Source organism: Rubripirellula tenax (assembly GCF_007860125.1).
Lineage (GTDB): Bacteria > Planctomycetota > Planctomycetia > Pirellulales > Pirellulaceae > Rubripirellula > Rubripirellula tenax.
Genome location: NZ_SJPW01000007.1, coordinates 60,702 through 83,845 on the forward strand (window position 1 = coordinate 60,702; position 23,144 = coordinate 83,845).

Consider the following 23,144-nt stretch of genomic DNA (forward strand, 5'->3'; position numbering starts at 1 on the left):
CGCTCGACAGATCAACTCATGAAATCCTCACGCCTGGTTGCTGCTTTCGTCGTCTCGCTGCTCTTGTGCTGGGACCGATCGCTCGTCGCTCAGGCTCCGGCGATGGTCGAATTTTCGGCTCTGGGAAAAACTCAACAAGGCATTCCGTTGCTGAAACTGGCTCACGAAATGGTGATCCTGGGACGCGATGGTTGGATGCACTCGCTGGACCCGCGAGAGCAAAGCTCAAAAATCCACGAAACCAATCGCCCGTATCAGCCGATCTCGGTCGTCGAATTTCGCAACGAACTGCGGGCCGAGTTTCGACCAGGATACGAAGTCATCGCGACACAAAATTTCCTAGTCGTCCAACCCGAAGGTCGCGGCGATCGGTGGCCCAAGCTGTTCGAGCAATCCCACCGAGCGTTCACCGACTATATGTCCAAACGCGGTGTGACCATCCGCGAGGGCAACTTTCCCATGGTGGCGGTGGTGTTGCCGGATGAGAACACGATGTACCGCGAGTTTCGGAAACTGGACATTGAAATCAAACGGGTCGCCGGCCTGTACTCGGGCGAAAGCAACCGAGTGATGACGCATGACGGCGGACGAAGCGAGTACACCGCGGCGACGGTCCGCCATGAAGCGGCTCATCAATCCGCTTACAATTCGGGCGTTCACAGCCGGTTGAGTGAAACGCCGCGCTGGATCACCGAAGGCATCGGCCAGATGTTTGAACCAGCTGGCATGACGACCGCGCGATCGGCGACACAACTTGCCGACCGCATCAACCGGGATAGCTATGACTACATCAAGCAAACCTACGACGGACGCAGCGACTATCGGTTTACGCAAACGGTGATGCAGTTGGTCAGCGACAATACGATGTTCGAATCGCAGAACTCGATCGACGAAGCCTACAACGTTTCGTGGGCCATGATGTTTTACTTGGCCGAACGAGAAAGCCGCAAATTTGCCGAACTGTTAAACCACACGTCCAGTCGCCCACCGTTCCGCGAATACTCGCGCACCGATCGCGTAAAGGATTTTGAACGTGTCGTCGGTTGTGACGTCGCCGAATTCAGCAAACGGGTCAGTTGGTTTGTTCAGTCGATGTAGCGAGTCGTTCTTTCTGGGCCGCCAAAAAGGCAACCAAGTCCGCAGCTTGCTGGGCCGTGAATTCCGCAAGCAACCGGTCGGGCATCACAGACGTGTCCATCGACCGAACGGTTTCGATGTCGTCGCTGGCAATAAGGTGTCGCTTTCCCGATGTATCGACTAACTCGATGCCGTCTTTATCGTCGCGGATCAGCAGTCCCGAAATGACTTTCCCGTCGACAGTCAGAACCAGTTTCCCTCGATACTTTTCGTCGATCTTGGCCGAAGGATTCAGGATACTCTCTAGAATCTCCTGCCTTGTCCGTTCGGCGCCGATGCCACTCAAATCGGGGCCGACGGATTCGCCTTTTTCGCCGATCTTGTGGCACTGGCGACAACTCACCCCGGCTGCTTCGAAGTACAAATCTTGCCCCGCATTCACATCGCCCGTCATCGATAACAGGGCGTTGGCATCGATGGACGCTCCCAACCGTTTGGTGCGACGTTCTTCCGGTAAGTAACGTTCGAACAAGTCGCGGACGATCGATTGGGGATGGGCCGCCGCTATATCGGCGATCTCGGTCCGCTGCGCAGGTGAAACCGAGCCGTCGACACATTGATAGGCAAGCCGCAACGCGCCGGCGGTCGACGCCAACGACGGCTGTGCATCGGCGTCGCTGGAACGTGGCATGGACGCGATCCAGTCGTGGATCAATTGCACACCCGCATCATCAATCAACGATGGTCCGAACTGCGGCATGTGCCCCCTTCCCGATTTCATCATCCGATAGAACAGGATGCTGTGGTAAGGATCGCCCGATGCAACAATTCGAGGATCCGTCATTTCAAATGTTCCCTGCGTCGGCATCGCGTCGACGATGTCCATGGATTCCACCGATGGACCAACGACAAGTTGAAACGCGCCCGTCCCGCCGCCGCCTCGTCGGTGACAGTGGGCACAATTCATGTGCAAATAGCTGCGCGCACGTGCCTCTAGCGAAACCGACAGATCATGCGGCGACGCGATCGGCGTGACTTCGCCCGAAGGCCTTTCAAACAAACCGGATTGCACCAAACGATCAAGCTGGTTGCCGTTCGCAAACGGATCGTCACGATCAAGTTGTGCCAGCTTAAAACCGTGGATCGTGTTTGCGCTAAACGAATGACATTGCATGCACTCGTCGCGACTGGCGTGGTGCCAGACCTGTTGCGTCGATGTTCCGGTACGGGGATCGACAAGCGAAATCGTTCGATCGGTCGCCACGTTGTCTTGCAAGAACGCGTCGGTTTGATCGTCGTTCCAAACGTAGTTGTAGGCGTTCCACTGCATGCCATCGCGGTGCAGAATCTGGGTCTCTAACCGAACGATGGATTCGGGCGAATTCGGATCGGGACAGTAATGCACCGTCTTTGCCAAAACCGTTTCGGCGGGAAACAGGAAGTTGTCTTGGACTTCACCCGTGCGCCAGTCATCTTGCGGCGAGACGCCCAATGACTCTCCACTGGGCACACCGATCCACTGTTGCGATTGCGCGTGATCGGCCCAATGATGGGCGTTGATTTCGTACGCGATCACTCCGGGCGACGGGGCTTGATCGACGGTCGATTCGAATAACCCCGTTTCACTTAAGCCGCGTGGGAAATTGGAATCTGCCGCATCGGCTTCGTTGGGAACCAGCCGATAGATCTCGCCTCGATAATCGCAAACGTACACTTCGCCATCGCGGTCTCTTGCGAAACAGATGACCTGCAAAGTTGTATCGGCAAGTTCTTGATGCCAGCGGAGTTCCGCACCGTCGTGACGAAGGCCCCAGATCTTGCCCGTCATCCAATCGCCATACAGATACGCGTTTTGAAGTTCGGGCAAACGCGATGATCCGTAAAATTCACCCCCGGATACCGACCGCGCTTCTAAGTGCGAATGTTCGACGATGGGCGGAGTGATGGGGATCCCCATCGCCGGCGAGCCTTCTTTAACGGGCTGGCTGCCCTCCATCAGACTCCATCCGTAGTTCGCGCCCCGATCAATGCGATACACCATCTCTCGCATTTCCCATCCGACGTCACCGGCCCACAACGTGTCGGTGACGGGGTCGAACGCCATCTTCCAAGGATTGCGAAGCCCGAATGCCCACACTTCACCTCGCGCGCCGGGCACATCGACAAAGGGATTGTCCGGCGGGATCGAATACGGCAAGTCTTGTGACGAATGAAGCGCATCAATGCGTAGCACCGACCCGGCGAGATCGCTGATGTCTTGTCCGGTTCCGATCGCGTCAGGCGGCGTGGGGTCTTGGCCGTCGCCCACCGAAACATAAAGTAAACGATCGCGACCAAAGTGCATGCTGCCACCGCCGTGACCGCCGCCCTTCCAATCGATGATCCGTTCTTCGGAATCGGGGTCGATGATGACCCGCTTCGTATCGGTCACCGTGAATCGGGAAAGGTGCGTCCCATCCGGCGGCCCGTTGACGGCCATGTACGAGATATAGCACGACGGTTCGGTTGGATAGTCGGGATGAAAGGTAATCCCAAAAACCTGCATCGATTTCTGCGCCGACTCGCGCAGATTGATTGCCAGTTGAAGGTCCAGATCGCCGTCACCCGACAATCCGCGATCCGAGAAGCTAGTGACGGCGCCGTTTTGTTGTGTAACGATCCATCGATCCGAGTGCGGCACGCGACGCATTTCGGTCATCGATTGGAAGGACGCGTCAGGAAAGACTCGTTCGATCGCGTAGGGCGGCGGCGGATCAGGAGTGCCGTGAATCCGCGACGTCGCCCAGACGGTGGGTGTCTTCGGTTGTCCTGTGGATTGCACTGTCGTTTGCCCTGTCGTTTGCCCTGTCGTTTGCCCGGGCGCGTCGGCATTGACCGTCGCTCCCAAAGAAACGACGCACGCCGCGATCAAGACGTTCACGAACCCGACAAAGCGGCCACGCATCCCAGAGCTCCAAAATGTAAACAAACAACAATCATCATCTTAGCAAGAAGGCGATTGTACTTTATCGGAGACAGAAACGCCGGACGCGAGATCCGCGACTTCAGGGCAATTCAATTTTCAAACGGAATAGAGCCGCAAAATGATCGGCCCTATCCTCGACAGCACAGCTGGCTGGAACTATTCGGTGCGTTGGGTGACTTCGAGCAAGTGATAGCCAAAGTCGGTTTTCACCGGCCCTTGGACCTCACCAACTTCGCCACCGAAAACGGCCGCATCAAATTCCGGCACCATTTGGCCGGGGCCGAACGTTCCCAACGCGCCGCCATCGGCGCCCGACGGGCACGATGAATATTCCGCGGCGATTTGGCCGAAGTCAGCGCCTTCGGCGATCTGCTTCTTCAGGTCCAAACATTCTTTTTCCGTCGACACCAAAATATGTCGGGCGCTGGCTTGTGGCATGACTCTGATCCTCGGGCAATGAGTTACTTCGACAGGTTTCGCAGCACGGTCGGAAGGATACCGCCGTTTTGGTAATACTGCATTTCAACGGGCGTATCGATTCGCACGACGCACGGGAATGTTTTCACCGAACCATCGGGACTGGTGGCCGTGACCTTGATCGTCGATCGAGGTTGAAGATCGTTGGATAGACCTGGGATGTCGATGGTTTCTTCGCCCGTCAAACCCAGCGATTGCCAAGTCGCGCCGTCGGCGAATTCCAACGGCAAGACACCCATGCCGACCAAGTTGCTGCGGTGGATGCGTTCATAGCTGGCCGTGATAACGGCTTTGACGCCCAACAACATCGTGCCCTTGGCGGCCCAGTCACGACTGCTGCCGGTGCCGTATTCGGCGCCGGCGATCACCACCAACGGAGTTCCCGCGGCTTGGTACTTCATCGACGCGTCGTAGATGCTCATCACTTCATTGGTGGGCAAATAACGTGTCACGCCGCCTTCGGTGCCCGGCGCCAACTGATTTCGAATGCGAATGTTCGCAAACGTACCGCGGACCATGACGCGGTCGTTTCCGCGCCGCGACCCGAAACTGTTGAATTCGCGGATCGGTACATTCTTGTCTTGCAAGAATTTGCCGGCGGGTCCGTCTGATGCAATCGCACCGGCTGGTGAAATGTGGTCGGTCGTCACCGAATCGGCCAACAACGCCAAGACTTTCGCGCCGTGAATCGGTTGGATGTCGGGCACGTCTTGGCCCGTGACTGCATCCAAGAATGGCGGATGCTGGATGTAAGTGCTCTCGTCGCTCCACGGATAAATCGCGCCGGTGGCGACGTCGATCGCATTCCAAAGTTCGTTGCCTTTGACGGCTTCGCCGTACTCTCGCGTGAACATTTCGGGATGGATCGACGAAGCGATGGTTTCGCGAATCTCGTCTGCCGATGGCCAAATGTCTTTTAAGTAGACGTCGCTGCCATCGGTTCCCTTGCCGATCGGCTCGGTTGCCAAGTCGATGTCGGTGGTCCCGGCAAGAGCGTAGGCAACAACAAGCGGCGGGCTGGCCAAGTAGTTTGCCTTGGTCAGCGGATTGACGCGGCCTTCGAAGTTGCGGTTCCCCGACAACACGGCCGAGGCAACCAGATCGCTTGTTTTGATCGCGTTGGCGACGGCCGGCGGCAGCGGGCCGCTGTTACCGATGCATGTCGTGCAACCGTAGCCGACGGTTTGAAACCCGAGCTTATCCAGCGACTCGGACACGCCGGCTTTGTTCAGGTAGTCCGTCACAACGCGAGAACCGGGGGCCAGCGAAGTCTTGACGTGTGCGGGCACCTTCAAACCGCGGGCGACCGCTTTCTTGGCCAGCAATCCGGCGCCGATCATGACCGAAGGGTTGGACGTGTTGGTACACGATGTGATCGCCGCGATGACGACGGCGCCGTGCGTGATCTGGCTGCTGTGGCCGTTGTCTTTGACATCCGCGACTTTGCCCAGCTCGCTCTTGTCCAATCCAAAGCCCGACTTGCCGACCGGCGCGGTCAACGAATCGTTGAAGGCCTTCTTCATGCCGGCAAGTGCGATGCGGTCTTGCGGTCGTTTGGGGCCAGCCATCGATGGCTCGATCGTGCCCAAATCCAACGACAACGTCTTGGTGTAGTTCAGTTTCGGACCGTCGTCGGTTCGAAACAGCCCTTGTTCTTTGCAGTAGGTTTCCACCAGCTTCACGTGCGCTTCGGTGCGTCCCGTTTGGCGCATGTACGCCAGCGTCACATCGTCGACCGGGAAGAAGCCCATCGTGGCACCGTACTCGGGCGCCATGTTTGCGATTGTTGCTCGGTCGGCGACGCTCATCTTGTTCATGCCGACGCCAAAGAATTCGACGAACTTGTTGACGACGCCTTCTTCACGGAGCACTTCGACGACTCGCAACACCATGTCGGTCGCAGTCGCACCGGCCGGCAATGCGCCGGTCAATTCGAAGCCAATGACTTCGGGCATCAACATGTACAACGGTTGGCCAAGCATGTTGGCTTCCGCTTCGATCCCGCCGACGCCCCAACCCAACACGCCAAGTCCATTGATCATCGTCGTGTGGCTGTCGGTTCCGACAAGCGAGTCGGGAATCGCAACGGGGCCATCGGGTGAGTCTTGCAACGCGACAACGCGAGCCAGGTATTCCAAATTGACTTGGTGAACGATGCCGACGTTAGGCGGAACGACCGAGAAATTATCGAACGCTTGTTGGCCCCAACGAAGGAACTCGTAACGTTCTAGGTTGCGCTCGAATTCGATTTCGACGTTCTGTGAAAGAGCAGACGCGGTACCGAAGTGATCGACTTGGACGCTGTGGTCGATGACCAGGTCGACAGGAATCAGCGGATTGATCTTTTCGGGATCACCACCGATTCGCTGCATCGCCGATCGCATGGCGGCTAAGTCGACGACGGCGGGAACGCCGGTGAAGTCCTGCAGCACCACTCGGTACGGTTTGAAAGGGACTTCTTGCTTGGCCGGCGCCGCGGCGTCCCACGCGGCCAGGTTTTTGACGTCGTCTTCGGTAACCGAGAATCCGTCGCAATTGCGGAGCACAGCTTCCAACAAGACGCGGATCGAAAACGGCAACTTGCTGATCTCGCCCAGTCCGGCCTCTTCCAATTTGCTCAGGCGGTAGATCGTGGCGGTGCCGTTTCCGGTGTCGAAGGAATCGCGAACTCCAAAGGGATCAAACGTCACGGTGGTGGTCTCTCAGCAGGGGGCAGGCACGGGGGACTGGGTGAAAGCTGCGTCAAACGCCGCGTTAGTCTAGCAATCAACCTTGGGGCTGTCAGCGTGTCCGATCCGATCGAAGCTGCTCGGGGGCCGGTTTTTTACGATGCCATTTCTACGATCTCAGGGCACTTCGATCGCCTGCCCGCACAATGTCAAAATAGGGGAACTTTGCCGGTCCTTCGGATTCATTTGGTCGTATCGGTTCTCACACGTCGATACCTCATGACACCAGTGCCGATTGTAAGGTCTCGCGATCCGAAAGCCGAGTTTTTGATATGCCCGTACATTTTACGTCCAAGCGTTCGTCTACCCAACGCCGTTACTTCGCGTCCCTGCTCGCCGGAGGGCTGCTTTTCGCCGCTCCTACGGTGGGGGTCGCTGCGGATTTTGGCTGTGGCGTCGAAGAAACCTGTGACGCAATGCCGATGTTCGAAGCAACGTGTGGTTGTGGGGACGATTCCTGCGATTCGATGAATTGCGGCCGAAGCAAAGGTCTGCTGTCCGGCCTGAAGATGCCACGGATGAAGATGCCCAACATGAGCGTTCCGCGGATCAACATGAAACGGACGGTCGTCTACAAGGCACTCGATTCGGTTGCCGGCGGTATCGAAAAGGTACTGATGCTGGACAAATGCAACGACGGCTGCGACGTGATTTGTGATGACGGCTGCGATGCAGGAATGTTGGACGAGTGGAACGGTTCCATGTCGCCACACATCAACGGCTATGCGGAACCGATGCACATTCAATCCGCCCCGATGATGCCGCCAAGCCCGCCGCCGATGATCGTCCATCCGCATACGGGTTCGCCAAACACCGGCATGCCTCACGTGGAATCACCCCATGTGGAATCACACAGCCATCCGATCCAGATGGCGCCGATGGCGGCTCCACAGACACAGATGCGGATGAGTCAGCCACGGATCGCCCCGCGCAGCGTGCCGACGCAATCGCGCAGCGTGCCGACTCAACAACGCATGCCGACCCAACCACGGGTCCCCGTGCCACAACCGCTGCCCGAAGCGAATCGCCCTGCTGTTCCAGCCCCGCCGATTCCCGATGACAAGACAGACTCGATGTTCGATTCGCTGTCCGACCCGTTCGGCGATGACGAAGTTCGCGTCCGACGCTACCAACCGGTTCGCCCCAGCAGCTATGAAAGCGATGCGGTTGAGTCGACGGAACGTCCGCTCTCACGCAGCAATCAAACGTCAAGCCGCCGCGTCCGCAGCTCGCGATAGAGACTCCGGTAAGCATCGACCATGGTGGGAATCGAGAACTCGCTTCTCATTTTCGCCTGGTTGAGTTCGCCGGTCCGGTCGGCACAATCGGCATCCGCCAAGAAAGCGGCAACCAATCGCGTCATCGACGGACCGTCGTCGATCGCGAACGATTGCCGGTCCCAATCGTGACCTAGCAGTTCGCGAGCCCCTTCGGCGCGGCTACATACGACCGGTCGACCTGCCGCCATCGCTTCCATGGCAACGTTGGGCATCCCTTCGTACCGGCTGGGCAGGACCAAGACGCGACAAGCACGCATCAACGGGGCGACGTCGGCTTGCCAGGGCAAAAGAACGACACGTTCGTTTCCCACTTGCCCGGCCCATCGATCGATGGCAACGCGGTCGGGCCCATCCCCCACGATCAAAAGCCGACGCTTTGACCTGGCCGGCGCGATCTCGTCCACAGCTTTCTGCAGCAGATCGATCCCCTTTTGCGGATGCAAGCGTCCGACAAAAAGAGCCACCGCCGCATCGGAAGGCCAACCGATCGCGGTCCAATCAAACGCTTCGGCGATTGCGAATCGTCCAACGTCGACCGCGTTGGGAATCACAATCGACTTTTCGCTGTCACACCCCAGCCGCAGCGACGCAAATTTTTGCACGTCGTCGCTGACGCAAACCAACGACGTCATTTGCCGCACCGCCCAACGTTCGATGCGGCACCGCAGCGTCCGTGTCTCGGCAACTCTAAGGCCACCGACCCGAACCGCGACACCGGCCTTTTTCGCTGCCATCGTGCCGATCACGTTGGCATGAAAAAGAAAGGTCTGGCACACGTCGGCCGGTGACGATCCCAGCCACCGCGTCAAATTTTGATACGCGCCACGAAACTGCCACATCGAATCTGCGTTGCCCGAGGCGACTTCGACACCACCGCTGCGAAGGCGATCGACCAACAACGATTTCGGCCCCGTCGGCAGCGATCCGATCGAAAACACGCGGACATCATCGCCCGCAGCCGCCATCGACGTCGCCAGCTCGGTCAAACATCGCTCGGCGCCACCGACAAACAGTTCGGTGATAACAAAGTCAATTCGCATGGCGAGGGTCGTGATTCAACAGAAAAGGCGGGAATACGGAAAGGGCCAGTAAAGTCCACGAACGCGTCTTAATTTATCCACAGCGTGACTTAACGCCCCACTAACGACTCGGATGAGATTCAGCTTCTCGGGTCAAAGTTAGCACATTCCGTACAACCGTAATCCGATCCTTCCGGTTTAAACTTACCGCCGCGGTTTCCCGGCGCACAGGAAAAGAAGGTGACCGATGCTTTCATTACTACTGAGCATTTCCCAATGTCTTCCCAAATCCGGCACGCAAAGTTGCAACGAGAACGATGATGAATCTAACCACTTTCACGATCGAATCGGTCCACGGCGTCAAACAAACACTTTGCCTTGAAACCTTCACCGTCGGTCCTCAGCCGTCATCGAAGACGACGGTGTCCGCACCTGCCGATCCGGCGAAGAAGTCAACGGCGACGAACGACGTTCGCCGCTGATACGATTGGCTCGACCCAAGTAACACGGCCCCCAGGGCCGTCGTGTTCTGAATTTCCACGGGTCGGCGACCCGCACCACGGACGTTTTAAAAACCTGTGCATGGTGATGTTGTGGCGATTCGGCGGAGTCAAGACCACGCTCGGTTGCCCTCACAGATTCTCGAATCCTCCGGCGGCCTCAAATGCCCTTAGCGCCTGAACTGACTCTGGCACGTCATGGACGCGAATGATGTCCGCGCCGGCTGCGGCAACGGCAAGGGTCACCCCAAGCGTGCCCGCCATTCGGTCCGCATCTTTGTCGCCAATCACCTTTCCGATGAATCCCTTGCGTGAGTGTCCGATCAGAATCGGGCAACCCAAAGTAGTGAACCGTGGAGTCGCACGAAGTAACGCCAAATTGTGTTCGTGCGTTTTCCCGAATCCGATTCCTGGATCCAAACAGATCCGATCCTCGCGAATGCCGGCTTCCAAGCAGAACGATTTCCTCGCTTGCAAATACGCGAATATCTCGTCGACCACGTCCGTGTAAACCGGATCGTCCTGCATCGTTTGCGGAGTTCCCTTCATGTGCATCACGCACACGCCGACGCCGGCGGCCACGGCAATACCCGACATCGCCGGGTCGCCTTCCAGTCCGGTGACGTCGTTGATGATTTCGGCGCCGGAATCGACCGCGGCTTGGGCGACGGCCGCCTTGCTGGTGTCGATGCTGATGGGGATCGAAAGCGAATCTCGCAGTCCATCGATCACGGGAATGACCCGATCGAGTTCTTCTTGGACACCGACGGGATCGCTATACGGACGAGTACTCTCACCGCCGATGTCGATGATGTCGGCACCGGCCGCCTCCATCGCAAGCGCCGACGCGATCGCACGTTGGGCGTCGTGATGTTTTCCGCCGTCGGAAAAACTGTCAGGCGTGACGTTTAGAATTCCCATCACCAGGGGGCGACGACCTAGCGTCAATGACCGCCGGCCGAGATTCCAGATTCGATCGTGATTCATCCAGCAGGCTGCGCGAACAGAGAAACGGGTCAAGAAGCCCTCCCAGGCTACCAACGCATCTCCATTTGCGAAACGATCCGCTGGGCCAAATCTTCGATCGCCATTTGCATGGCCGAGTCCACGGATTGCCCCGCCTCGGGCACAAACCGTGCATCCTGACCGAACGTGGTCGAAAAATCGCCGGTCGGCACGATCGCGTTTTGCATCAGCAGTTCGCCACCGCGTCCGGTCCAGCTAGCGCGGACGGAAACCGCTGCATCGAGAGCGCGCGGATCGTCGGTCCCCGTTTCGGTCAGCACTCGTTTCGTTTCGCTAACGACGCGGCAAATCAACGTGCTGTCCGCGTTCGGGTCACCGGTGACTTTGTACGGCGTGCGAACTTCGATTTCTTTGATGATCGCTTCGGTCAGACGCACACCCAGGTCATGCCGAAACGTGTCGTTGCGCACGATCGGAACATGAACCGTCCGAATCCCTGGGCGAAACAATGACGCGGATCCGAAACGGTACGCCGCACAACCGGTGGTCAGCATCAAGCCGATCACCGTGATCACGATCAATGCCGCAGGGACGTGTCGCTTCATCGAAACAGCGTCTCCGTAGGTTCGACAGATTGATCCGATGCAGGAATGTTCAGCTTCAGTGGATTCTTTTTACGCGATTCGGGGAAGATCGTCGTCAGCCATGACAACCGTTGTGTGGGCACGCCGGGAAGTCGTTCGATTTCTGGTAGACGCTTACGAGCGATTTCGGCCTGCGGCGTATCGCCGTATTTTTCCAGCAGTTCGTTGTAGTACGTGGCCGCCGCACGATACTCTTTTCGTTTCTCGCGAAAGCTGGCCTTTTGGGCCAAACGTTCGGCGCGGTGATAAGCGATCTCGGCAGCCGCGCGAGCAACCAGATCGCCGTACTTCGGTTCCGCCATTTTGTCGGGAAAACGTTGCCGTGTTTGGCGAACCAATGTTTCCGCTTCTTCCAAGACCAGTTCGCTGTACTTCGGCCCGGCATAGATTTCCAGCTTGCACCGCAGTCCCAACAGGTGCGCCAGAAACAAGTGTTCGCTATCGCCGAATGTTTCACGCAAGTCCGTCAAGAACTCGTCAGCTTCCTCAAACTTTTCTTGTCGAATGTACTCAGCTGCTGCTGCCATCGTCGCGTCATCGGCCAGTCGCCCGGTCGGATCGTCGTAACGAATTTGGTCCAACACTCGGATCGCATGTCCGTCGGTGTCCAAACGAGGGCGAGACGAGTCGGTGAAGTTGATCGGGATCCAACTGCCTTCGTCTGCTTTGACCGTGTCGATCCAGTAACGGCTGATCGAAAACAACCGAGCCGCTACGCGGTCGTTGTGACGATTGCGTGGATATTGCTTTTGTAGTTTTTCGTAAGTGTCCGTCGCCATCGTCAACTGATCAGCAAAGAACAGACTCTCCGCACGCATGAACATCGAGTCCTGCTCGAGAGCCGAACCCGGCGCGGATTCGCCAGCCTTCTTGAACTGCTTGGCGGCCTGAGCATACGTTTTCTTACGTACTTCGGTGGATTGAGTTCCGGCAGTCCGGAACAACTGGTCACCGGCTTTATAGAACTGCTTTGCCCGTTCGCGGTCTTCTTGTTCGCGTCCGGTCAAGAAATTCGTGACGCTCTTGGTTGTGTTTTTCGTTTTCTCGGCAAGTGACCCGTCGGCCACTGATATTTCGTCATTCGTACCGGGAATCTCCTCGCCGGAAACTTGGGCGATCGGATTGACGGAATCTTGATAGTCGTTGTTGGTCAATCCATAGGGCGAATCGTCAGGCGGACCAAACGGGCTTCGCAGCGATTGACAACCGCCCACCATCGGCAAGGCGATGGACGAAGCACACAACCACACGGCAACCCGCGCACGGCGGCGCATCATGGCGAAGGCAATATTGAAGTTAGCCGACATCGTTTTCCTATCCATAGTTTGATCGAATCGCTTCCTGCGATCGGCCTGACTCATTCGCGCTGGTCCGACTTGGTCGGAAGAAACGCTTGCATTCGAGGGACACTGCCCAACACCGTTGGTAGGTATCGGTTCATCATGCTGCGCAACTCGCCATAAAGATGCTTGGCAACGGTCGTTGGCAGCTCGGTCGACGCGGCTTGCAATCGGCGAAATTCATCGATTGCCGCGGCGGTGATTGAAATGGTTTGTTGCTGGCGAGGTCGGCAACGATTGCAAACGATCCCGCCCGCCGATAACGAAAAAGCAATTCGCGACACCGACTCGACGTCACCGCCGCAATCGGTGCACTGATCGGTTCCCGGCGCATGACCGAGAAGTCGCAATATTTGGGCATCAAAAAACAGAAGCGTCGAGGCGACATCGCCGCAGCCGTCGATCTGTTGGAGTGATTGGATGGCCAAGTCGTAAACTTCGGGATGGGGATCGTGTTCATCAGTCATCAAACGCAGCAATTCCGCTACGTAGTAGCCGGCATAGAGCCTTTCGAGCGATTTTTCAGCGCCACGAAACCGACGATGCAGCTTCGCTTCGGTCAATAAATCGAGCGTATCGGAAGTCTTCCTATGAACGACTACACGACAGACGGCCAACAGGTCAAGCGCGCCTTCGAAAGGACCTTTGGGGCGTCGCGCCCCTTTGGCGATCGCCGACACGCGACCAAAGTCGTGAGTCAACAACGTCACGATCAAGCTGGTCTCGCTGAATTCGATCGTTCGAAGCACAATTGCCGTCGTTTGTTCGGCCGCCAAAACGTTTTCTCGTCAAAGGAAAAGATGCAGGACACCCATCACGCGCTGAATTGGCGACTACAGTTCCCCCATTTCGCCCAACGTCGCCAAAAGGTCGCTCATTTCGGCGGCGGCATGCGCGTCGCCTTGGGCACGGGCCTGATCGATCCCGTCACGCAGGTGAGTTCGTGCTTGTTCGATTTCGTCGATGTCGACCAATAATTGGGCGGACATGAAAAACGCCTGAACGAACGGCGGTGTCTCTTTCATCAGCGCGTCAAAGATCTCCAGGCTCTTGGCGTTTGCGCCTTCGCTGCGTAACTCCATCGCGAGCGAATAACGCAGAAAGTTGTCGTTCGGGTCGTCTGCCAGCATGGCTTCGATCTTTTCGCGTCGTGTCATGGTGATCTTCGAGCGTGGGTTTGCGGTCGCGGTGGGCGTTTTCATCAGTGGTGATTCTGCGCCAGTTTCACGGATTCCGCCATCGTGCGTTCCACGCAACCCCGTGACGGGTCGGCCAATCCTTGAAATCGTTTCAATCGTCAAATTTTACTCATCGCAATGTCTGAGGGTTGCCGATGAAGACGATGGACTGAGTACCGAATTTCCGCCTACGTTTTGAGATTGACGCATGGACCGCGTAAACCGCCGATTCCTTGTCTTTTCGACAGCCATCGCCGCACCCGCTTTGTTGATGACTTCGCTGCTGCACGGCGCGTCACCCAATGACGCTCCGGCTAACGGTGCTCGACAAGCCGTAGGTGTCGAAAAATCGTCCAATTCAGGCTCCCCCAACGGCCAAGTTCGCCAAGTGGTGGGCAAGCAGTTAGAACGAGGTGATTCTCGCCCCGGCTTCTTTCAATCGTTGACCGGCGGCGGGAATAGCACTCGGAAAACGACTGCGAAGTCGGCGACGCCAGCTCGTGGGTTGCTTGATTCGTGGTTTTCGGGAGGCGGACGCTCGAGTAACAGTTCTGGCGCGGCGCAAGCTAAGTCGGCAAGCAAGTCCAGCGCGGACGTGAACTGGGACGGCATTCCGTTTCATAAAGCTCAGGCGACGACCGCAACCAACGCTGCGGCGCCGATTCGCGATCCCAGCCGTTCCGCCGCACCAACGGCGCCTCGCATCGTCCGTGGGAACGCATCGCAAAACACAACACAAAACATGGCACCGGAACCGGCGAAAACGACCAGTGCTCGGACCGTCTCGACGCCATCGGTGACCCGCCGAAACATCGCCGCCACAACGCCACGAGGTGTCCCGACACCTCCGGCCGAGACCGAAATCAAAACGAGCGCGCCATCGCCATCGCTGTCGGCTTCATCAAGCAGTCGTCGCAGTGACCGCCGCGACGTCGAACCGTTTGAATTGGATCGGACCGCCGTATCGAACACGTCACCAACGGTAGCTCGCACGCCGAAGCCAGCCTTCGCCGATGACGTCGTCGACTTGGTTCCTCGCGTGACACGACGTGAGATTCCTTCGGCAACGGCGGCTGCAAAAAAAGAGACTCCAGCCGTCGCGAAAATCGAGTTGCCCAAGACGACGGAACCGAAGGTCGAACCGAAACCGGCCCCGCAACCCAAACCTGCTCCGGCGGCGATCGTGGCGGAACCCAAAACAGCGGCCACCGGCATTGCCGCGGCAGTACCCAGTGCGACCCTGAGTGCACCGGCCGCTGTTTCCACGCCGGCCTACACCACACCCGTCGATCCAACGACGACTGCGGTGGCACCGGCACCTAGCTTGGTAATGCCCAGTGCGGCAATACCCGGTTCGGCAGTGCCCAGCATGACGATTCCCTCGCACCCGTATGCCGCGTCGAACCCGACGCCCGCGTCGACAGTCTCGCACCGCGCCGGACCACCGGCCGCGGCCTTCGAATCAAGCCCCGCTTCCGTTCCCAGCTTGGGCGTGCCCGCGACTCACTTCGGTTCGGGGAATACCGCGATCGGCTCTGGAATCTCGGCCCCCGGTGCAGCTTCGCAAATGACTCGCCCATACGTTTCGATGCCGGCGACCGATTCCGTGCCCGCGTTTGAAACCGCTCGAGTAACGCCAGACCCGTTCGACGATCCCTATGGTCGCCCTAGCTATGGTGCGTCGAACTTCGAACCTCGTAATCCAGGCCCGGCGACTGCTGCGGTCCCAGGACGATCCGCTCGCCCGGCACAAGACACAACGAACGTGCCGATGCATGCGATCAACGGTTACCAAAACAAAGAAGCCGTCGCGGCCCCATCCCATCGCGACAACTTCGATCGTTCCAATGCTGACTCACGCAACCAAATGCGAAGTGCTGTCGGTCAGCCTCCGTCGTTGATGGGATCAGGAATGGCATCGTCGGAATTGCCCGGCATCCGGGTCGTGACACGCGGTCCCAGCGAGGTCACGGTGCGTCAGACCAACGAATATGAAATCCGTGTCGAAAACCGTGGTTCGATCGACGCCGAAGGCTTGATCGTGCGAGCCATGATTCCCGACTGGGCCGAAGTTCGCGGTCAAAACGCGACTCGCGGCCAAGTCGACAGCCAAGGCGAAGGCACCGTCGAGCGATTGGTCTGGAAGATCGATCACTTGCCGGCCGGTGCTTCGGAACAAATGTTCATTCGCTTGATGGCAGCTCGTAGCGGAACCCACGACGTCGACGTCGACTGGACATTGATGCCGCAAAAGAGTGTCGCGCAAATCAAGGTTCAAGAGCCCCGCCTGGACTTGGCGATCGAAGGTCCCGATGAAGTGATCTATGGCCAATCGCAGACTTACAAAGTTCGCGTGCTGAACCCCGGGGACGGTGTCGCACCCAATGTCGTGTTCACCCTGTCGCCCAATTCGGCAACGCCGCAATCGCAACGCATCGGTGATATCCCGGCGGGCAAAGAAGCCCAATTCGAAGTCGAGTTGACGGCTCAAGACTTGGGTGACTTGAAGATCCACGGCCTGGCAACGGGCGACTTGGAACTTCGCGCTGAAGCGGCAAAATCGATCCGCGTCGCGGCGGCTCAGATCGAGGCCATCTTGAACGGCCCGGAACTGAAGTACCAAAACACGGAAGCGATGTACAACCTGCAGGTCAAAAACTCTGGTTCGGCAACGTCCGAAAAGGTCGTCGCAACGCTGCGGATGCCTGCCGGCGTGAAGTATCTCGGTGGCGTCGAAGGTGCCGAACTGCGTGCGAACACCCTGCGTTGGGAAATCACATCGCTGGCCCCGGGTGCAACGCGTGACTATCAATTCCGATGCAATATGGCTGCGACGGGTGACCATCTGTTCGCGTTCGATTGCAAGGGAACCGCGGCTGGTTTTGCCGATGTCGCGTTGACGACTCGCGTCGAATCGATCGCCGACTTGGTGCTGACCATCGATGACCCAGTAGCACCGGCGCCGATCGGCAGCGAAGTAACGTACGAAATCGTGATTCGTAACCGCGGCAGCCGCGAAGCTCGCGACGTCACGACCTTGGCACAATTCAGCCACGGCATCGAACCCAAGCGAGTCGATGGGCAAAGCGGCGAGATCGTCACTGGACAAGTCTTGTTCGATGCGATCCCACGAATCGGTGCGGGTGAAGAAATTCGGATGCGAGTCGTCGCCATCGCCGATCGTGCCGGTCACCATCGCTTCCGCGCCGAAGTGCGATCGGGCGATACCGTTCTGGTTGCCGAAGAGGCGACGCACTACATGAGTCCTCAATCGGACCGTGTCAGCCGCAGCAGCACCGACGGCAAGCAAATCCGCTAACCGTCGCAAGACGCTGCAAGTTCAAGCGGTTCCGGAATCGTCCGGCCGCTCTTGGCCGACTTGCAGTTTTGACCGTGTTTCCGGAAGTACGAGCTCACCTTCCCTCGGGCCAGAGGTACCTACACCCAGGAATGTTGAGCTACGCCAAGTGTTCACTTGTGCGGATGGGTGTTCGCGGTGGTGTGTCTAACAATCGCTAGCACCCCGCGTCTTTGCAGCGACTATTTGAAGACGGCGATACGCGTGGCCGAGGCTTGGCCTTGCGGCGTCACGTTCACGCTGATGAAGCTGTCGCCGGCCGGTGTTGAGTTGCCGGTACAGGCGTTGATCGGGCAGGCCGGATCGAGCTGGTTCAGATTGCGAATCGGAAACAGTTCGCCACCCATCGCTTTGATGCTGGCGATGACTTCGACCATTCCACCGCCCGCGCCAAGGTTGCCCATGTGACCCTTCGCGGTTGTAACCGGGGGCTGAACCGCGACATCACCGAACACCGTGGCGATCGCATCGGCTTCCTGTCGATCACACTCGACGGTTCCCAATCCATGAGCATGGATGTGGCCGACCGACGCCGGATCGGTCCCACCGAGAGCGCCGCGAAGCACGTTGATGAACGCCTGCCTTAAGTGCGAATCTTCCATGCCGGTTTGCGGACCGACGGCGCTGCTGCCGTAACCCACAATCTCGGCCAAGATCGTCGCGCCGCGATGGGTCGCGTGTTCAAGCGTTTCGCAAACCAGAGCCCCGGCACCTTCGCCAACCACGCTGCCGTCTCGCGAGACGTCGAATGGTCGCGACATCGTCGTCGGGTCGGCTTGGTCGGTCGCCAATTTTTCTTGCAGCGACGCGTGCAGGGTTCGCAACGAGTGGATGCGTGACCCTGTCGAACCGACGACCAATACGTCCGCATGGCCTCGTTGAATTGTCGAATAGGCTTCGGCCAGCGCCGCGCCCGCGGACGCTTCACGAACAGTGATCGAATTATTGGGACCACGCAGATCGTTATAGATCGCGATGTGGCTGGCCGGCATGTTGGGCAAGTACTTCAGCAACCAAAGCGGGTTCACTTCGGGCTTGCCGGTTTGTCCCCATTTTTCGAATTGGAAATTTCCGTCTTCATCTAAGCACTTTTTGATGCCAGCGGCGAACTCTTCGGGCAACGACATGATGTAGTCACAACCGTACAAGACGCCCGTGCGGTCGCGATCTCGATTGGATTCGTTCAGCCCGGCGTCGTTCATCGCTAACTGGGCCACCGCGACACCCATCTCGATCTCGCGGCACATCACTTTGCTGCCTTTCTTGATCGTTCGGGCCAGCGTCTTTTCCATTGGGCCGTAGTCCGAAATGTCGCCGGTAAAAGCGATGGCTTCGGCGCCGTGGTCAATACCCAACACCTTTTGGGGCACCTGCGTCAGCGGGCGGATACCGCTGGAGCCGTCGCGCAGGGCACCGATGACACTGTCGGAATCATTCCCCAACGGAGAAACCACACCGAGACCCGTGATGACGACGCGGCGAGACGAAGAAATAGGCATGGACGGCTGAGACGGGATAACGAGATGGCGGACAAACGTTGGCCGGCATTCTAAACCGCAAATCCCAGGTCGACCATGCGGAGACAAACGGCATCTGCCGTTTATCATCCACGGGAAGCAAAAATGCCCGTTAGTATCGGCCTCGGTTCGCGCCACCGGGCTGATTCGCGACCTGTGGCACCGTAGCCGACGGTGTCAGCGTTGATGTCAGGTTCTCGGAAGCATCGCCTCGGAATTGGATGAACATCAACGCATCGGCTCGTCCGGCCGTCGATCCGGTAAATGCACCCATGTTCAAAAGCGGCACCGTTGATTGAGCCCGCTCGGGGCTGGCGACGACGCCACACGATAACAACAGCACCATGTCGGACGGCCAACGGAACCGTTCGTGCAACCGCCAACTGACGACCTGGGGCACGTCAATTCGGGCGCGATGAGTTTGATTGTTCGGCAGCGGCAATTCCAAATCGACGTGGTTCAGCTTGTCGACTTGGTCGATTTCCGCCTTGATCATGCAGTCGATCGCGCGTCCATCGGTGCTAAGCAGTGGGCTTATCGACAAGCGATAGCCTTCTTGGACTTCGCCCGTTTCGGGCTCGTAGGGAGGCCACGCCTGCGGCGCCGGACGGACATTGCGGACATAGTTGCGGCCACGTGTGCTGGCCAGTGTTTCGGTTTGGCCGTTGTAGGTCACGATATTCAAGTCGTGAACTTGGCGAGTATCGGTACGTTGGCGAAGCAAGTTCAAAACCAACGCCGCGTTTTCTTTGCTCAACAGCCACGCTTGGACGCCCGGCGAATCCACGCTGACGTGCTGCATCAACATGTGTGCGCGGCTGCGCCAGTTGGCATTGCCGACCGTCATCACTCGCAGGTGCATCACTTGGGGTTCTTTTTCGCCCGCCACAAAGCGATCGACGACGCCAGCGATGACTTCGTGCATTTCGCGAGTGTGATAGACCGACAAGGATTCTCGGTCCGCGTTCATGAATCCGAACGGCTCGGTGAACCAGACGTCGGTGCCCGTTTCGCGAAGCACCCAGTCGATCACCGCTTGTTCGGGATGGTCGTGCTTGGTGAGGTAACCCGAGTACGGCCGCAAATCGTAGACACGATGCTCTTGGCCGGCCGTGCGAGGCAGTTTGCCGCCGCTGGAGATCTGGCCAGAAGATGCCGCGGGCGCGTTTTGGCTACCAAAAGCGTTGCCGGCCGTTCGTTGGGTCGCCGGATTCTGCATGCTCGGCGGAGTGTCGTTCATGCGTGGAACCGCCGCGGTCGTACCACCGGGCAAACCCATGCCGCCCTGACTAAATCCAGGAGTGCAGACGGCGCTAAACAAAAGACAAGTAACAAGGCGACGCATCGATTGGGTTCCCGTTGGATCGGTTCCAGAGCTGAGACTCTGTGTGGCTATACCGAGAATGGGAAACTCGAGGCAAGACTGAATGTGAAACGTCAGTTTCCCCCCGCCGGGGCTCGCTCGGATCCGTCGATGTCTAGGAACGTCCAGAAACAATCACGATGATTCAGAAACGAAGTTGACCGTTCATTTCGTCCGTCGCTGCCGAAACAGCGTCCAGCCACTTGGCGTCCCCGAACTTGTCTTTGTACTCTGGCCGAGCATGCGCAAAGATGATGTGCCGCGAACTGTTGACGACCGCGCCCAGCCCGGACGCGTCAAAACCGGCTTTCACGTCGTCAGCCGCGCCGCCTTGCGCCCCAAAGCCGGGAATCAAGATCCAAGCCCCCGGCATCGCCGCCCGCATCTCGGCCAACTGTTCGGGATAGGTCGCGCCGACGACCGCGCCGACGGGCCCGTAGCCCGACTTGCCAATCCGCGCTGCATTCAACTCCGTCACCAAATCGGCGACTGCCGCGTAAACCGACTTGCCGTCCGTGACTCGGTCCTGCAGCAATCCGCCGCCCGGGTTGGACGTCTTCACCAGTACAAAAATACCGGCCTGGCGAGCATCACACACTTCAACGAATGGCTCCAGCGAATCACGCCCCAAATAGGGGCTGACCGTCAACGAATCGCTGCCCCACGGGCTGGCGTCGCCCAAATAGGCGTCGGCGTAAGCCGTCGCGGTGCTGCCAATGTCGTTACGTTTCCCATCGGTGATGACTAACAAACCGGCCTTCCGCGCGTGGGCGATGACGTGCCCCAGCGAGACCATTCCGGCCGGCCCGAGTTGTTCAAAAAACGCCGCCTGAGGCTTCACACAGGCGACCCGACCGGCGACCACATCGATGATTTCGGTACAGAATTGCGTGTAGGCGGCGGCCCATGCGTCGGGCGTATCGCCGACCACTTGATCGCGGATGGGCGCGGGCAACTGGGCCTTCCGCGGATCCAATCCGACACAGGTGACCGAACCCGACGTTTGAACGGCCGCAGCCAATCGATCCGCAAAACTCATCCGAACATTCCCAAAAATGGTGGCTTCAAAACGGCAACGTAAAACGCTGTGGACCATCAGCCAAGGTCACCTAGCAAACCTTCCGTCGGTTTACTAACATAGCTACTGATCAAAAGAGTTCGGGCCGTAGCGCAGTTGGTAGCGCGCTTGACTGGGGGTCAAGAGGTCGCAGGTTCAACTCCTGTCGGCCCGACTAACGAAACCCGCGTTTTCACAAGTGAAACGCGGGTTTTTTCGTGTCTGGCCACAACGCTGATTCGACCATTGATTTGATTTTGATATGACCAGGCATGACCAAACGGGTCAATATTTCTGATTGGCCTGCATTCTGGATTCACGTTCCGTTTGAAAAATCGGCCGAGACATCGGTTCGGAAACCTTGATTGTGAAAGCCTCGCGGTGCGTGGTCTGTTGACACTGAGGATGGAAGAATCCAGCTCGCGATACCGAGGTGGAAGATCGCGCAGCACTCGCATAGGGCCCGGGCCACTCGCTTGCATACTTCGCGTCCGCCACCGACGGATGATCGTCGGTCCGCATGGCTGCTATCCCCACTCGGGATCCTGCTTGATTCACCCCTCTGTGCCGGTGACTAAAAGTCGAAACACCCCGTTCCTAGCCTGTCCGGAAGGGGAGAAACAAGCTATCCGGCTGATGTACTGTTTTCACTAAAATCCAAGATTCAACGAAAGATCACTGAATCGAAAACGACTATCCTTGCGTTCCCGTCGCTTTCTGGAGGGGCGTTGTGCGCACTCAAGCTACAACCACCGATTTGCCTCAACACGACTCATGGCTAAAGAATGAACGCTCCATCACCAAACGCGGACATACACCGACATCCAATCGCGGCCGCATTCGCGTGGCTGATCGCTGCGGTGCTGAGCCTGATCGGCATCGTCTACCTCTCAGGTGTCACTCTATCAGACTACGCCGACCCCAATTTTTGGTACGTCGCGGTCTGCATGATTCCAATTTTGTTCTCTGCTTCATTTCTGAATACGGTTGCTGGACTGCTGTGGCTGAATGGTTCGCCTCGGCCCGCGTTCGTGCTACAGATCGTTGGCGGTGTGATCCTATTTGGCGGCAGCGCTCTGGTCACTCGTTTCGTGATCGCATAGCAAGCGGCGGATCTTCGTCGGTTGCACCACAGTGACGGTGGTTAGCTTTTCCGTCCCCTTGCACATTTTTACCGCCGCCCGCTGGACCGCACCGCTATCCGATTTAAAAACATGCGATCGCTACCTCATTTTCAAACAATCCAATTTTCAGTTGCAACGATCTTTGTTGTCACTTTGGTGGCGGCACTCTACTTCGCCATGGCTCGGCTTAACCTTTTGTTTGTTGCGATTACCTTTCCATTCACGCTCGGTCCCATAGCCGCGTATCACGTGAACAAGACAAAGTATTCACTCGTCGTTGGGACATTGTATTCCTCGTTGTGTTCACTTATCGGGATTGGGCCGTTGATTCTTGCGATGTGGTTCTTTGTTGTTCCGATTGGCTGGATCGACGACGGGCTGCTTACTCGATCACTGTTCGTTTCAGCCACCCTCTCGTATTTCCTTGCGGTTTCGCTGGTTGGTGGCTACGTTGGCGGAATCGTGGCGGGACAGGACTGATTCGTTTCGGCTCCGAGTTTCGGACAACTTAACCGAGCCCCCTCCGTCCATCTTACGGGCGATTTTGAAA

At 57.9% G+C, this 23,144-nt stretch carries 18 protein-coding genes and 1 tRNA gene; 7 read left to right on the forward strand and 12 right to left on the reverse strand.

All coding sequences use genetic code 11. The features are described from left to right. The first annotated feature begins 18 nt into the window (after positions 1 to 18). Positions 19 to 1,098, forward strand: coding sequence for a DUF1570 domain-containing protein (locus Poly51_RS23875; protein WP_186775768.1), 1,080 nt, complete (start codon positions 19 to 21; stop codon positions 1,096 to 1,098). On the opposite strand, the gene Poly51_RS23880 is transcribed toward Poly51_RS23875, so the two are convergent. The 3 genes from Poly51_RS23880 to acnA all read right to left on the reverse strand — a co-directional run bounded on the left by Poly51_RS23880 (position 1,073) and on the right by acnA (position 7,209). Beyond that, positions 1,073 to 4,021, reverse strand: a complete 2,949-nt coding sequence (locus Poly51_RS23880; protein ID WP_146460852.1) for a PQQ-dependent sugar dehydrogenase — start codon at positions 4,019 to 4,021, stop codon at positions 1,073 to 1,075. The genes Poly51_RS23875 and Poly51_RS23880 overlap by 26 nt on opposite strands. Positions 4,022 to 4,198: 177 nt before the next feature. Next, positions 4,199 to 4,480, reverse strand: a complete 282-nt coding sequence (locus Poly51_RS23885) for a peptidylprolyl isomerase (protein WP_146460854.1) — start codon at positions 4,478 to 4,480, stop codon at positions 4,199 to 4,201. A 23-nt stretch (positions 4,481 to 4,503) separates the two neighbouring features. Further along, on the reverse strand, positions 4,504 to 7,209 hold the full coding sequence (gene acnA / locus Poly51_RS23890) for an aconitate hydratase AcnA (protein ID WP_146460856.1): 2,706 nt from the start codon (positions 7,207 to 7,209) through the stop codon (positions 4,504 to 4,506). 311 nt (positions 7,210 to 7,520) lie between these two features. On the opposite strand from acnA, the gene Poly51_RS23895 reads away from it, so the two are divergent. Further along, on the forward strand, positions 7,521 to 8,486 hold the full coding sequence (locus tag Poly51_RS23895; protein WP_146460858.1) for a hypothetical protein: 966 nt from the start codon (positions 7,521 to 7,523) through the stop codon (positions 8,484 to 8,486). Here Poly51_RS23895 and Poly51_RS23900 read toward each other — a convergent pair. Continuing rightward, positions 8,450 to 9,568 carry a glycosyltransferase gene (locus Poly51_RS23900; RefSeq protein WP_146460859.1) on the reverse strand — a complete coding sequence of 373 codons (1,119 nt, stop codon included), beginning with the start codon at positions 9,566 to 9,568 and terminating at the stop codon, positions 8,450 to 8,452. The two genes, Poly51_RS23895 and Poly51_RS23900, sit on opposite strands and share 37 nt — an antisense overlap. A gap of 299 nt (positions 9,569 to 9,867) precedes the next feature. On the opposite strand from Poly51_RS23900, the gene Poly51_RS30695 reads away from it, so the two are divergent. Then, entirely contained in the window at positions 9,868 to 10,029 is a 162-nt protein-coding gene (locus Poly51_RS30695) for a hypothetical protein (RefSeq protein ID WP_186775769.1), read from the forward strand. A 150-nt stretch (positions 10,030 to 10,179) separates the two neighbouring features. Here the strand turns inward: Poly51_RS30695 and folP are convergent, their stop codons facing one another. Genes folP through Poly51_RS23925 form a run of 5 tightly spaced genes read right to left on the reverse strand, consistent with a single transcriptional unit; the run spans position 10,180 to position 14,154 of the window. After that, complete coding sequence (gene folP / locus Poly51_RS23905; RefSeq protein ID WP_246114729.1) at positions 10,180 to 11,034, reverse strand: dihydropteroate synthase; 855 nt, start codon at positions 11,032 to 11,034, stop codon at positions 10,180 to 10,182. A gap of 47 nt (positions 11,035 to 11,081) precedes the next feature. Then, positions 11,082 to 11,618 (reverse strand): LPS assembly lipoprotein LptE, encoded by a 537-nt coding sequence (gene lptE, locus Poly51_RS23910; RefSeq protein ID WP_146460861.1) that lies wholly within the window; start codon positions 11,616 to 11,618, stop codon positions 11,082 to 11,084. Continuing rightward, entirely contained in the window at positions 11,615 to 12,964 is a 1,350-nt protein-coding gene (locus Poly51_RS23915) for a tetratricopeptide repeat protein (protein ID WP_246114730.1), read from the reverse strand. The genes lptE and Poly51_RS23915 overlap by 4 nt, the downstream gene beginning before the upstream one ends. A gap of 50 nt (positions 12,965 to 13,014) precedes the next feature. Further along, a complete protein-coding gene (gene recO / locus Poly51_RS23920) occupies positions 13,015 to 13,773 on the reverse strand; it encodes a DNA repair protein RecO (RefSeq protein ID WP_146460863.1) in 759 nt (252 codons plus the stop codon). 57 nt (positions 13,774 to 13,830) lie between these two features. Continuing rightward, a complete protein-coding gene (locus tag Poly51_RS23925) occupies positions 13,831 to 14,154 on the reverse strand; it encodes a hypothetical protein (RefSeq protein WP_146460865.1) in 324 nt (107 codons plus the stop codon). 229 nt (positions 14,155 to 14,383) lie between these two features. On the opposite strand from Poly51_RS23925, the gene Poly51_RS30700 reads away from it, so the two are divergent. After that, positions 14,384 to 17,494, forward strand: coding sequence for a DUF11 domain-containing protein (locus Poly51_RS30700; protein ID WP_186775770.1), 3,111 nt, complete (start codon positions 14,384 to 14,386; stop codon positions 17,492 to 17,494). A gap of 221 nt (positions 17,495 to 17,715) precedes the next feature. Here Poly51_RS30700 and Poly51_RS23945 read toward each other — a convergent pair whose 3' ends face one another. The 3 genes from Poly51_RS23945 to pyrF form a co-directional block, all read right to left on the reverse strand. After that, positions 17,716 to 19,032 (reverse strand): beta-ketoacyl-[acyl-carrier-protein] synthase family protein, encoded by a 1,317-nt coding sequence (locus tag Poly51_RS23945; RefSeq protein ID WP_146460873.1) that lies wholly within the window; start codon positions 19,030 to 19,032, stop codon positions 17,716 to 17,718. Between the two features lie 130 nt (positions 19,033 to 19,162). After that, positions 19,163 to 20,395, reverse strand: a complete 1,233-nt coding sequence (locus Poly51_RS23950) for a hypothetical protein (RefSeq protein ID WP_246114731.1) — start codon at positions 20,393 to 20,395, stop codon at positions 19,163 to 19,165. 163 nt (positions 20,396 to 20,558) lie between these two features. After that, positions 20,559 to 21,452 carry an orotidine-5'-phosphate decarboxylase gene (pyrF, locus tag Poly51_RS23955; RefSeq protein ID WP_146460875.1) on the reverse strand — a complete coding sequence of 298 codons (894 nt, stop codon included), beginning with the start codon at positions 21,450 to 21,452 and terminating at the stop codon, positions 20,559 to 20,561. A gap of 120 nt (positions 21,453 to 21,572) precedes the next feature. Here pyrF and Poly51_RS23960 point away from each other — a divergent pair. The 3 genes from Poly51_RS23960 (at position 21,573) to Poly51_RS23970 (ending at position 23,074) form a co-directional block, all read left to right on the forward strand. Then, positions 21,573 to 21,645, forward strand: a tRNA-Pro gene (locus Poly51_RS23960). Positions 21,646 to 22,255: 610 nt separating this feature from the next. Continuing rightward, positions 22,256 to 22,573, forward strand: a complete 318-nt coding sequence (locus Poly51_RS23965) for a hypothetical protein (RefSeq protein WP_146460877.1) — start codon at positions 22,256 to 22,258, stop codon at positions 22,571 to 22,573. A 111-nt stretch (positions 22,574 to 22,684) separates the two neighbouring features. Next, a complete protein-coding gene (locus Poly51_RS23970; RefSeq protein WP_146460879.1) occupies positions 22,685 to 23,074 on the forward strand; it encodes a hypothetical protein in 390 nt (129 codons plus the stop codon). The last annotated feature ends 70 nt before the right edge of the window (positions 23,075 to 23,144 follow it).